Annotated in this window: 11 protein-coding genes; 10 read left to right on the top strand and 1 reads right to left on the bottom strand. The window is 36.1% G+C overall.

Features of this window, described 5'->3' with window-relative positions; translation table 11 throughout:
* Positions 1 to 152: 152 nt before the first annotated feature.
* From ASJ80_RS05840 to ASJ80_RS05815, 7 genes are all read left to right on the top strand, one after another.
* The gene (locus ASJ80_RS05840) at positions 153 to 1,796 is read left to right on the top strand and encodes a bifunctional N(6)-L-threonylcarbamoyladenine synthase/serine/threonine protein kinase (RefSeq protein ID WP_069582120.1); all 1,644 of its coding nucleotides are present in this window, start codon (positions 153 to 155) and stop codon (positions 1,794 to 1,796) included.
* 46 nt (positions 1,797 to 1,842) lie between these two features.
* Positions 1,843 to 2,067: a DUF5946 family protein gene (locus ASJ80_RS17650; RefSeq protein ID WP_218105029.1), complete on the top strand. Its 225-nt coding sequence runs from the start codon at positions 1,843 to 1,845 to the stop codon at positions 2,065 to 2,067.
* Positions 2,048 to 2,308 carry a DUF5946 family protein gene (locus tag ASJ80_RS17645; RefSeq protein ID WP_218105028.1) on the top strand — a complete coding sequence of 87 codons (261 nt, stop codon included), beginning with the start codon at positions 2,048 to 2,050 and terminating at the stop codon, positions 2,306 to 2,308. Before ASJ80_RS17650 ends, ASJ80_RS17645 begins: the two co-directional genes overlap by 20 nt.
* 127 nt (positions 2,309 to 2,435) lie before the next feature.
* Positions 2,436 to 3,005 carry an XTP/dITP diphosphatase gene (locus ASJ80_RS05830; RefSeq protein ID WP_069582117.1) on the top strand — a complete coding sequence of 190 codons (570 nt, stop codon included), beginning with the start codon at positions 2,436 to 2,438 and terminating at the stop codon, positions 3,003 to 3,005.
* Between the two features lie 53 nt (positions 3,006 to 3,058).
* Positions 3,059 to 3,460: a 30S ribosomal protein S15 gene (locus tag ASJ80_RS05825; protein ID WP_069582114.1), complete on the top strand. Its 402-nt coding sequence runs from the start codon at positions 3,059 to 3,061 to the stop codon at positions 3,458 to 3,460.
* The gene (locus tag ASJ80_RS05820; protein ID WP_069582111.1) at positions 3,426 to 4,787 is read left to right on the top strand and encodes a DHH family phosphoesterase; all 1,362 of its coding nucleotides are present in this window, start codon (positions 3,426 to 3,428) and stop codon (positions 4,785 to 4,787) included. Before ASJ80_RS05825 ends, ASJ80_RS05820 begins: the two co-directional genes overlap by 35 nt.
* 305 nt (positions 4,788 to 5,092) lie before the next feature.
* Positions 5,093 to 6,280 carry an aconitase X catalytic domain-containing protein gene (locus tag ASJ80_RS05815; RefSeq protein ID WP_304439919.1) on the top strand — a complete coding sequence of 396 codons (1,188 nt, stop codon included), beginning with the start codon at positions 5,093 to 5,095 and terminating at the stop codon, positions 6,278 to 6,280.
* 132 nt (positions 6,281 to 6,412) lie between these two features.
* On the opposite strand, the gene ASJ80_RS05810 is transcribed toward ASJ80_RS05815, so the two are convergent.
* A complete protein-coding gene (locus ASJ80_RS05810; RefSeq protein WP_069582099.1) occupies positions 6,413 to 7,285 on the bottom strand; it encodes a DUF7847 domain-containing protein in 873 nt (290 codons plus the stop codon).
* 250 nt (positions 7,286 to 7,535) lie between these two features.
* Between ASJ80_RS05810 and ASJ80_RS05805 the strand changes: the two genes are divergently transcribed.
* The 3 genes from ASJ80_RS05805 to pyrB all read left to right on the top strand — a co-directional run bounded on the left by ASJ80_RS05805 (position 7,536) and on the right by pyrB (position 12,096).
* Complete coding sequence (locus ASJ80_RS05805) at positions 7,536 to 9,809, top strand: DEAD/DEAH box helicase (RefSeq protein WP_069582096.1); 2,274 nt, start codon at positions 7,536 to 7,538, stop codon at positions 9,807 to 9,809.
* Positions 9,810 to 10,055: 246 nt separating this feature from the next.
* Entirely contained in the window at positions 10,056 to 10,784 is a 729-nt protein-coding gene (locus ASJ80_RS05800) for a tRNA (adenine-N1)-methyltransferase (RefSeq protein WP_069582093.1), read from the top strand.
* Between the two features lie 391 nt (positions 10,785 to 11,175).
* Positions 11,176 to 12,096, top strand: a complete 921-nt coding sequence (gene pyrB / locus ASJ80_RS05795) for an aspartate carbamoyltransferase (protein WP_369802119.1) — start codon at positions 11,176 to 11,178, stop codon at positions 12,094 to 12,096.
* The last annotated feature ends 38 nt before the right edge of the window (positions 12,097 to 12,134 follow it).

Raw genomic sequence — 12,134 nt, 5'->3', positions numbered from 1 at the left:
ATTTAACATAAAGCATGAAGTGTGCACATGATCATGACATGAGCGTTAGATATACATAAAAAGTGTAATTATTTATTGGTAAACAAATGGCTAACTCTTTAAAGCCAAATATAACTATTTATAGATTTATTAAACTTATTGACGTGATATAATTGATTTGTATAGGAATAGAAGGAACTGCAGAAAAGACAGGGGTTGGGATCGTTGACAGCGACGGTGGGATCTTAGCATCATGTGGAAATCCCCTAATTCCAGAAAGTGGAGGTATTCACCCGCGTGAAGCTGCAGAACATCATGCTGCTGCCATTGTTCCTTTAATAAAAGACGCTCTTAAAGAATCAAAACTAAATATAGATGATATAGATTTAGTTGCTTTTTCTCGAGGCCCAGGACTTGGACCCGGACTTAGAACCACCGCAACTGCTGCGAGATCTCTTGCACTTTCGCTGAATGTCCCCATAGTTGGAGTAAACCATTGTATAGGGCATGTTGAAATTGGAAAACTCACAACTGGAGCAGAAGATCCGGTTTCGCTCTATGTAAGTGGAGGAAATACTCAGGTAATCGCTTTTGAGTCTGAAAGATACAGAGTATTTGGAGAAACCCTGGATATAGCTATAGGAAATTGCCTCGACCAGTTTGCAAGGGATGTTGGCCTTGGACACCCTGGAGGGCCAGAGGTTGAAAAACTGGCAGGTAAAGCAAAAGAATACATTAAACTTCCCTATGCTGTTAAAGGAATGGATCTTTCATTTTCAGGACTTTTAACTGCCGCTTTAAGGAAATACGAAGGTGGATCACCTTTAAGTGATGTATGTTACAGTCTGCAGGAAACTGCTTTTTCTATGCTTGTTGAAGTAACAGAGCGAGCTTTAGCTCATACCAAAAAACGAGAAGTTCTGCTGTGCGGAGGGGTTGCTGCAAACAGTAGGCTGCGCGAAATGGTAAGTATAATGGCTGAAGAACATTTTGCAGAGTTTTATATGCCGCCAATGAAGTACTGTGGAGATAATGGGGCCATGATTGCCTGGATGGGGCAGTTGATGTATAAATACGGGTTAACTCAGCAGATAGAGGATACAACTGTGATCCAAAAGTACAGGACAGACCAGGTTGACGTTCCCTGGATGCATAAATCAAAAAAACATCTGGTTTTACCGGGAAAAATTGCAGAAAAAGGGGCAGAAGCAAACATTTACACAGATAACTGGCTGAATCACGAAGCATTTGTTAAACAGAGGATCCCAAAAAGTTACAGAATTCCTGAAATTGACCACAGGCTGCGGAAAAAGAGGACAAAGAAAGAGGCAAAACTTTTAGGCGAAGCAAAAATGTGCGACGTCAAAACTCCACTTATCTATGACATAAATAGGAAAGAACATGCCCTTGTTTTAGAAAAAATCGAGGGGAAAATAATTAAAGATGTTTTTGAAGATGCTTCCCTGGATGAAATAAAAGTGATTTCAAGGAAAATAGGTGAAAATATAGCAAAGCTGCACAACTGCGGCATAATTCACGGGGACCTTACAACTTCAAATTTAATTCTAGAAGATAATGATGTGGTTTTCATAGATTTTGGACTTGGAAAAAATTCAGATTTAGTTGAGGATAAAGGTGTTGACCTCCTGGTATTTAAAAAAGCTATTAGTGGAATTCATTACAAAATCGCGGATTTATGCTTTACAGAAATCTTGAAAGGGTATGAAACTGCAGATGATTATGAAGAGATAGCTGAAAAAATTGATGAAATTGAGGGAAGGAGAAGGTACACTGTAAATAATACAGAACAAAAGTAATTATAAACTCACATAGCAAAATATAACCAGATAACGGAATACGACTATGAAATCAGAGAAAACTGAACAGGAGATGTTCTACAAGCTTTCCTGTTACACACAAGCTCATCCCGATCCTTCGTTCATTCATCAACATGCTGTTGATGCATTTGGAGCCCAATACGCTGATGAAAATACTAAACCTATTGGTCTTGCCTTTGCTCTTATTGGCCTTTATCTGCATGTAGAAAAAAAACTTTTCAGGAAGAGAAGTGCAAATAGCACATGTTAAACTGGCAAAGCATAGAAAAGAATGGCCAAAATTTGATTTACCTACATTCAGAGGGAATATTACAGTTTATGATGTTCTTGATGCTCCACGAGGCCCTGAAAGAGATGAAATGATCCATAAATGGTGTATTTCAGTTTGGGATGCCTACAGTGGCAGCCATAAAAAAGTTGCGAATCTGGTGCAAACTGAACTGTATGATAAGCAGAAGAAAAGGAAAAATTTACGCTATAATCCAGAATAATGATTTATTCAAACTTTTGTGACTTTCTTTCTAACAGGTTTTAGAATTTTATATTGATTTGTTAAATTTAATTATCAAAGAAATAGAAAACATTCACAGGATCAGTTTTCAGGTGGAATGGTAAAAAATGGTCAAAGTCATAAACTTTATAACTGGTAACAAACACAAAGTTAAAGAAGCCAAAGGAATTTTTGAAAATTTTGGCATAGAGCTTGAACATACAGATCTAGGCTACCCTGAAGTGCAGGGAGAGCTGGTTGATGTGGCCAAATTTGGTGCAGAGTATGCTGCAAGCAAACTAGAAGGACCTGCAATAGTAGAAGATGCTGGTCTTTTTATAAAAGCCTTAAACTGGTTTCCAGGGACTTATTCGTCCTACGTGCAGGAAACACTTGGTAATGAAGGCATTTTAAAGCTCATGAATGATGTTAAAGACAGATACGCCGAATTCAGGTCGGTTATTGGCTACTGCACACCCAAAACCGAGCCCGAGGTTTTTTTAGGCGCTGTTCCAGGACATATTGCATACGAAGAGCGGGGCAATAATGGATTTGCTTACGATCCGCTTTTTATTCCAGAAGGATATGATAAGACCTTTGGAGAGCTTACAACAGATGAAAAAAATGAATTTTCTCACAGGAGAAGGTCACTTGAAAAATTTGCATCATGGCTAAATGAACATGCTGCAGAGGACTGACTATTTGAAAATTCAATTAAGCTAATTTAACTTAAAAATTAGAGGTGATTTTAATGGCAATTAAGCCTGAATGGGTTGAATACTCAACCGAAGAAATAGAAGAGTTAATCTTAAAACTCACAAAAGAAGGAAACTCCACAAGCAAAATCGGAATTATATTAAGAGACCAGTACGGAATCCCCGATGTTAAACTCATAACCGGACAGAAAATAACCAAAATCCTTGAAAAACACGGCCAGGGACTTGAATACCCTGAAGATCTCATGAACCTCATAAGAAGAGCCGTAAACATAAGGGAACACCTTGAAGAAAATCCAAAAGACCTCCACACAAGGAGAGGTTTAAGGATTATCGAATCTAAAATAAGAAGATTAGTCAGATACTACACAAACGAAGGTGTACTCCCTGAAGGATGGAGATATGACCCAAGAAGCGCAGCATTACTTGTTAAATAGAGCTGAAGAAGCCTGCTCCATTTTAAAGGAGCACATTAAAAAGGATCATGTTGTGAGAGTAATCTCACACAATGATTCTGATGGATTGTCCGCTGCAGGAGTAATGTGTAATGCAATTTCCAAACAAGGCGGTAAATTCCATGTCACAATAGTTCCAAGACTCAAAGAAGAGTTTGTAAGAAAATTAAGGAACGAACGGTACAAACTATTCGTTTTCTGTGATATGGGTAGTGCATACCCTGATCTTATAGGTAAATTAAAAGCGGATTCCATAATTGCCGACCATCATCAGGTGTTAGGTGATCAAGACAAGGAATACGAAAATTTAATTCATGTAAATCCCCATCTCTTTGGAATGGACGGAACAAGAGACGTAAGTGCTTCAGGAGTTTCTTATTTAACCGTCCGCGGAATGGACAATGTAGAGCTTACAGGGCTTGCATTGGCCGGTGCTTACGGAGATATGCAGTGCAGTGAAGAGATCATAGGCGTCAACAAGATGATGCTTGATGAAGGTCTAAATGCTGGTGTAATCGAAGAACATGAAGACCTTAAAATAACCTATAAAAAGGAAGAACCACTTTATAAAGCGCTTTCATATACTTTTAACCCTGCTTTAAAGGGTATTTCTGGAGATCCTGAAGGAACTAAAGCATTCCTGGAAGAGAGAGGATTATCTTACGGGATTAAGTTTGATGATTTAGCAGAGGAAGAGAAGGACCTGTTAAAAGAAGAACTCATCAAGATAACCCCTAAAATATTTGACAAAGTTTACAGCATACCACGTGAAACTCCCGCTTTACGAAATATCGAAGATTATTCAAGGATCCTTGATGCCTGCGGTAAAAATAAAAAGTACGGTGTCGGACTGAGCATTTGCATTGGGGAAAGAGAGAATGCTCTTGAAGAAGGTATAACATTTGCTAAAAAATACAGAGACAACCTGGTTAAAGGCATAGACTGGATTAAAAAAGAGGGATCAGTTCAATTAGATAATATTCAATATATTTACACTGAAGACAAAGCCCGGAAAAGTTTAATGGGTACAATATCGAGTATTGGACTTGAACTTGAAATTTTAAACCCGAATAAGCCAGTGATTGCCATATCAAAGATGGACAATATCATAAAAATATCTGGGAGGACCAGCATGGACCTCATTAGAAAAGGCGTGAACCTAGGTTATGCCCTTGGGGAAGCTGCTAAAAGCTTCAATGGAGCTGGCGGAGGCCATAATATCGCTGCAGGTGCAGTGGTACCTTTTAAAGATATGGATAATTTCACTGATATCGTTGATGAGATAGTTGGGACTCAGATCCGTCAATGAATTTTTTTCTTATTTTAAATCAGTTCTAACTTAAATTCTCATTTTCTATTTTGTTAATTTGCTTTAATACATCCCATTGATTTATTCCAAGTACTTTCAACATTTTATCCATTAAAATTCATTATCAAGCAGTTTGTCAATAAAACATACAAAATAAATTACTATTTTTGATCCGGGTAAATATAAATTAAATTAAAATGAATATAAAAATAAATTCAAAATAAATCTTGAAGATATTAAATATAAAAAATACACCAATTTAGCTTCAACTGGAAGCTAATAAATTAAAAATTTTAGTGATTTTTATGTACCTTACACCCCAAGAAGAAAAAATGCTCGAAGGCGAATACGGGTCTTCAGTTCAAAAAAGTATGGAAATATTAGTCGCCTTAGGTGATATATACAACGCTGAAAAACTGGTGAACATAACATCAGCACAGATATCCGGAGTTTCATATAAAACAATTGGAGACGCCGGTTTAGAATTTTTAGAGGACATGGCCCATGACGCAAAAGTCATAGTCCCATCAACCCTGAACCCTGCTGGTGTCGACCTCGATAGAAAAGACCTTGGATTTAGTGGTGAATTTACAAAATGGCAGTTAAAGATAATTGAAGCCTACAGGAAGATGGATATAACCACCACATGCACATGTACTCCTTATCTTGTCGGAAACGTTCCTATGATCGGAGATCACATCGCATGGTCCGAATCATCTGCTGTAGCATATGTAAACTCAGTAATCGGTGCTAAAACAAACAGGGAAGGCGGACCCGGAGCACTTTCGGCTGCAATCTGTGGAAAAACCCCAGAATATGGTTACCATCTCGACGAAGAAAGGAAAGCTAATTTAATTGTTGAACTTGATACTAAAATTAAGGGAACAGATTACGGTGCTATTGGTTACATTATTGGGAAAGCTGTAGGTGATGGAGTTCCTTATTTTAAATTTAAAAACAGCTCAAAAAGAGATAACTTGAAAAGTTTAGGTGCTGCACTTGCTTCATCAGGCGCCGTTGCACTTTACCATGTTGAAAATTTAACTCCAGAATACAAGTTTGCACTTGAAGGACTCGAAAACAGTGATCTGGAAAAAATCAGCATTGGCAGACAAGAAATCAACGAAGCAAAAGAAAAACTTTCAACAAGCAGTAAAAAACCAGATTTAATATGTTTAGGCTGTCCGCATGCATCCATCGAAGAAATTAAGACTATTGCAGAGAAAGTGGCTGGGAAAGAGCTTCAAAACGAGTTATGGGTTTGCACATCAATTTCAGTTAAAGCAGCCGCCGACAGGATGGGCTACACTGACATGATTGAAAAAGCCGGCGGAAAAATGGTATGCGACACATGTATGGTAGTTGCACCAATTGAAGAACTTGGATTCGATGTCATCGGAGTAGATTCCGCTAAAGCAGCGAATTACGTGCCGAGTATGTGCGGCTTAGATGTTGTTTTCGATGAATTAGAGAACATGATTGTCGAAAAATAGATAATGATGTTTGCCGATTTTCAAAATTTAATTTAAGAAATAAACAATATTGTTTTCAATGGTTTTGAAAACCTAATTGTTGATAAATAAACAAATTATATCTATTTCTCATTTTTACCATTTTTAAACTTCTTATTTTTCAGTTGACACTATATGATCCTTTATATCACCGTTAATCCACTGGAAACCCATTTTTAATTCCATGTACATGTAAGTCATCACCAGGGCAAAATAAGGGACAAGTATGATACTTACCAAAAGCCCTGAAATCTGGGTTGCAAGCGGACCAGCTACCACAGCTAAAGGTGTAAAAATAATTCCCAGTATAAAACCTATTACCAGTGAAATAACACCATTAATTAACGCGACAAGGAATACGGTGAGTTTATTATTCCAGAATATATTGTAGCTGTCTTTAATTGAGCCTATAACTGATTTTTGACCTACAACTATTGACTGGTTAAATACAAAGAATATCAATGAAATTAAGATATAACCAGTGAAGAATATCAGCGAACCGGCTAAAAGCAGTGAAATTCCGCCTAGTATCATGTTATTAAAAAGCAAATAAAAGCTTAAAATTAGAGGTATAGCCACTATAACCATCAAAATCATCTTTATAAGTGAAACCACGAATATTTTGGGGAAATATTTTATTCCATCTTTCCATGCAATATCAAGACTTGCAGAGCTGTCCATTATTATTTGTTTAGCCATTCCAACCGTAGCAGCAGTTCTAAATGCATTTATAACAAATATCAATATTTCAATGATTAGTAGAATCATGCCAGCTGTAAGCAGGGTATTTAAATTAATTTGAGAGAATATAGATAATTTGAAATTCCACATAATGCTTAAATTAGGCGATAAAGTTGCCATTACCCCAAAAAAGCCCACAGTAAATAATAATACAGTTAATATTGAAGCTACTATCGAAGGTACAGTTATTTTCCAATTTCTCCTAAAACTTTCAATCGATTTTGAATAATAATCCCCTATATCCATAAAACTCCCCCAAGTAAATTAGATAATGTAACAGCGCTTTGAATTATTTATATCTTATTTAATTATGAATCATACTTTCGGTGTAAAAAGTTTTCTTTTTTGAAGTATTAAAAGGACATAATAGCTTAATTATATATTTAAATTGCTCAAGATCCTAATTTCGGGATTTAAATGAATTAAATTAATATTTCAATCTCATATATCCAATTTAAAATTGAACTTTTTATATGAGCATGCCCAATATAAAAACATGCAAAAGTGGATAGAACACCCCCTAATCAAAGATCAAAAAATAGAATCACGACTTTATCAACAACTTCTAGCTGCAGACGTGCTTAAAAAAGGAAACACAATGATAGTAGCACCTACAGCACTTGGAAAGACAATAGTAGCAGTTTTAGTTGGAGCAGAGCGGATCAAAAATTTTAAGGGTTCAAAAGTTCTTATTCTTGCCCCAAGCAAGCCCCTCGTTGTCCAGCACGAGGAAAGCTTCAGGGAATTTTTAAATATTCCAGCAACATCTTTAACTGGTGATGTGAAGCCAGAAGAGAGAATTAAAAGATGGAACGATCATCAAGTCATATGTGCAACCCCCCAAACTATAGAATCTGACTTGATATCATCCAGATATTCCATGGAAAACGTTTCACTGGTCGTATTTGATGAATGCCACAGGGGAGTTGGATCTTATTCTTACGTTTATTTAGCAGGTAAATACCTGCAGCAAAGCAAACATCCATTGGTGCTTGGACTTACAGCTTCTCCAGGGTCTGTTGAAGATAAAATTAATGAAGTATGCGAAAATCTCTTTATAAATGAAGTGATCATTAAAAGCGAAGAAGATCCAGACGTTGCACCGTACTTTAACCCAGTTGAAGTCAAATGGATAAAGACTGAGCTTACAGAAGAGCTCAAAGAAATAAAAAAATATATTGACACCACCTTAAAGGCAAGACTGAATACGCTTAAGAAAATGGGCGTTATAAAGTCCGTGAATATGGGTAAAAAGGATGTTTTAATAGCTAAAGGGGCTGCCCAGAAAAGGATTGCACAGAGTTCTAATCCACCTAAAAAATGTTATTATGCAGTTTCAGTACTAACTGCAGTTATAAATGCAATGCACGCCGCTGAACTCCTGGAAACTCAGGGAATAAACACACTTGACAAGTACTTTGACAGGCTTAAAAAGAAAAGGACAAAAGCTGCTAAAGGCCTTCTCATGGATGAAAATTTTTCAAACGCAATTCGCCTCACCAAGAAAGCGCATGAAAATGGAATTGAACACCCAAAACTTCAATTACTGGCAGATATTCTAAAAAAAGAGATTAAAAATAACAAAGATTCTAAAATAATCGTTTTCACACAGTTTAGAGATACAGTAGATCGAATATATGAAAAATGTGGGGAAGAAGGAATTAATGCAGTAAAATTCTTCGGCCAGGCTTCAAAAGAAGGTGAAAAAGGATTAACCCAGAAAAAACAGAAAGAAGTAATCAAAGCTTTTAAAATGGGTGTTTATGATGTTTTAATCTCTACAAGTGTTGCCGAGGAAGGTATAGATATACCTGCAGTGGACCTTGTAATCCTTTATGAACCCGTCCCATCAGAAATAAGGATGATACAACGCCGTGGAAGGACTGGAAGGAAAAATAAAGGTAAGATGTATATTTTAATTACTAAAGGTACTAGAGATGAGGCTTATTACTGGACAAGTATTAATAAAGAAGCCAGGATGAAAAAACAGTTGTCAAAGAGGGTTAAGCGAAATATAGCCCCAAATGAAATTGTAAAAATGCTTCCTAGAGTAGAAGAAAAAGATGGAGAAAAGGTTATAAAACCTTTAATATACGCAGATTCAAGAGAAGGTAATTCCAGGGTTTTACGTGAACTTGATAAATTAGAAGCAGTTATTGAAGTAAAAGCACTTCCTGTAGCAGATTATCAGGTAAGTAGTGAAGTTGGAATCGAGCGAAAAACTGCAAAAGACTTTGTAGGCTCAATTATTGACAAGAGGCTGTATAAACAAGCAAAGGAACTGGTGGAAAACTTCAGAAAGCCTGTAATTATACTGGAAGGAGATGATCTGTATTCTTCCCTTCTTAATCCAAATGCAATAAGAGGAGCTCTATCATCTATAGCTGTTGATTTTGGTATTCCGATAATTCCAACCCGGTCTGAAGAAGATACTGCAGCAATGATTTTAAGAATAGCTATAAGGGAACAAATACAGGACAAATCACCTGTACAGGTCAGAACTGAGAAAAAACCACTTACATTATACGAACAGCAGCTGTACATTGTAGAGTCACTGCCAAATATTGGTCCAGTTACTGCTAAAAAACTGCTCAATGAATTCGGTTCTGTGAAAAATATCATTAATGCATCACAGGGAGAACTTAAATCAGTGGAAGGAATTGGAGATAAAATAGCAAAAAGTATAGTTGACGTGGTGAGTTCAGGTTTTAGAAAAATCAGCGAAAATAAAACTAAAAAGCTCATAGAAGTTGATGAATCAGAAAAATAAGTCTCACAAAATAATATAAATAGAAATATAAAATAAATATTATTTAAAAGATTAAAAATACGCTGAACTACCATTATAAAGTAGACAAGCTGAAAAATAGGAGTTAATGTTACTTTAAATAGATACATGATCAAATAGTGCTATTTACTTTAGTTTAAATGGTAAGGATAATCAAATATCAAGCAATTAATTATCAACTTAAATTAAATTCAAAATACATATTATTAAACATGAGGAGTGAAAATATTGCGCATTTTAATGGATGAAAGGGGCAAGAAATACATTGCCCGGGATGAAGAATTTCACACTAACTTTGGTTTCATAACAAAAGAGGATATGGAAAATGGTAAACCTGGAGATATCCTTAAAACTCATTTAGGTCATGAATTTAAAGTTTTAAAGGCAAATATCAATGATTATATTGATTTAATGGAAAGAAAATGTTCAATAATTTTATCTAAAGATATAGGAATTATAACAGCATTTACAGGTATGGGTTCTGGCGACAGGGTAATTGATGCCGGGACTGGAGCCGGAGCCACTGCGCTGCATTTCGGAAATATCGTGGGAAAAGAAGGTAAAGTGAACTCGTACGAGATCCGTGAAGATTTTACAGAAATTGCAAAGCGTAACGTGGAGAATTTTGGCCTTGAAAACGTGCATATTAAATGCAAAGATATCACTGAAGGAATCGAAGAAAAAGATGTTGACGTAATATTTTTGGATTTGCCAAGGCCGTGGGATGTTGTAGAACATGCCAAAGAGGCTCTTAAAACCGGAGGTTATATTGCGACTTATGCTCCTTACATTGAACAGGTCCAAATACTTCATAAAGTGCTTAAAAAATTCGGTTTTTCAGATCTAAATACTGTTGAATGTAATTTACGCGAAATTGAAGTAAAGGCTAAGGGAACTAGACCTAAAACAAGGGCTGTGGGCCATACGGGTTACCTGACATTTGCAAGGAATTTGTAGTATAATATAATGAATGACCAATATTTAGTAAGATAATTTGTTTATGTGCTTTAATCTCCCAAAAATCAGAGATTTTTGGGTTCAAAAAATCCTTTAGGATTTTCTTCAACCATCAAAAATTTTTGTTAACAAAAGTTTTGAGGTTCCAAACACATCGTGTTTGAGAACTTTCGAAAATTTTTTAAAATTTCGAATGTTCGGAAAAATTAGATATTTTCCTTAATTTAAAGCATTTAATCAATTACTGTCAAAAGTTTAAAAAGTAACGTCATTCACTATAAACTTAAAATATGATTAGAATCTAAAGAAAATAAGAATATTTTAATTAGATTCTCAAATTAATCAATAAACTTAAAATCACTACGAATAATCTTAAAAGTTCAGTTATGGTGTGTTTATGGCTTTCAATCAAAAAGATATTATTTCAATAAGGGATTTTGACAGAAAAGATATAGAATATATCCTGAAACTAGCCGAAGAAATGGAACCTATCGCTAGATCAAAGAAAAAATCAGATGCGCTGTCTGGAAAACTGCTGGGAATGCTTTTTTATGAACCATCAACAAGGACAAGGCTTTCATTTGAAGCTGCAATGAAGCGTCTAGGCGGCAGCACAATTGGTTTTGCAGAAGCAGGGACAAGTTCTGCAACGAAGGGTGAAAACTTAACGGATACCGTGCGGATAGTAGGGGAATATTCTGATGCACTTGTTATAAGACATAATATGGAAGGAACCGCCCGTTTTGTTGCGAATATAGTTGACGTCCCTGTAATAAATGCAGGAGACGGTGCCGGCCAGCACCCAACTCAAACAATGCTTGATCTTTATACTATGAAACGAATCCTTGGAAGAATTGATGATTTACGTATTGCACTTGTGGGAGACCTTAAATATGGAAGGACGGTACATTCCCTAGCATACGCACTTGCAAAGTTCGATGTTGATGTGAGCTTTGTATCACCAAAAGAACTTAAAATGCCCCACGAGATTCTCCATGACTTAAGTAAAAGTGGAGTTGACGTGTACGAAACTGATAGTATCCATGAAGTGCTGGATAAGACAGATGTTCTGTACGTGACAAGGATTCAGAAAGAAAGGTTCCCTGATCCTGCAGAATATTTGAAAATTAAGGGAGCCTATACCATCACTTCCAAGCTTTTAGAGGGAAGTGATGCCATTGTAATGCATCCACTGCCTAGAATCGATGAAATATCGCATGATGTTGATAATACTCCACAGGGCAGATACTTTGAGCAGGCATTTTATGGAGTACCTGTTAGAATGGCTCTGTTAAAGTCTGTTATTAAATAAAATCAGTTAATTATATTAGCTATGATTAATCTATAAAA

It is taken from the genome of Methanobacterium bryantii, from assembly GCF_002287175.1.
GTDB classification, from domain to species: domain Archaea; phylum Methanobacteriota; class Methanobacteria; order Methanobacteriales; family Methanobacteriaceae; genus Methanobacterium_D; species Methanobacterium_D bryantii.
This window is presented reverse-complemented; position numbering and strand designations above follow the sequence as displayed.

What these genes read in the sequence shown, in the direction of transcription:
- ASJ80_RS17650 (WP_218105029.1), top strand. Translation starts at nt 1,843, where the DNA reads ATGAAATCAGAGAAAACTGAACAGGAGATGTTCTACAAGCTTTCCTGT.
- ASJ80_RS05810 (WP_069582099.1), bottom strand. Translation starts at nt 7,285, where the DNA reads ATGGATATAGGGGATTATTATTCAAAATCGATTGAAAGTTTTAGGAGA.
- ASJ80_RS05820 (WP_069582111.1), top strand. Translation starts at nt 3,426, where the DNA reads ATGACCCAAGAAGCGCAGCATTACTTGTTAAATAGAGCTGAAGAAGCC.
- ASJ80_RS05830 (WP_069582117.1), top strand. Translation starts at nt 2,436, where the DNA reads ATGGTCAAAGTCATAAACTTTATAACTGGTAACAAACACAAAGTTAAA.
- ASJ80_RS05815 (WP_304439919.1), top strand. Translation starts at nt 5,093, where the DNA reads ATGTACCTTACACCCCAAGAAGAAAAAATGCTCGAAGGCGAATACGGG.
- ASJ80_RS05825 (WP_069582114.1), top strand. Translation starts at nt 3,059, where the DNA reads ATGGCAATTAAGCCTGAATGGGTTGAATACTCAACCGAAGAAATAGAA.
- ASJ80_RS05805 (WP_069582096.1), top strand. Translation starts at nt 7,536, where the DNA reads ATGCAAAAGTGGATAGAACACCCCCTAATCAAAGATCAAAAAATAGAA.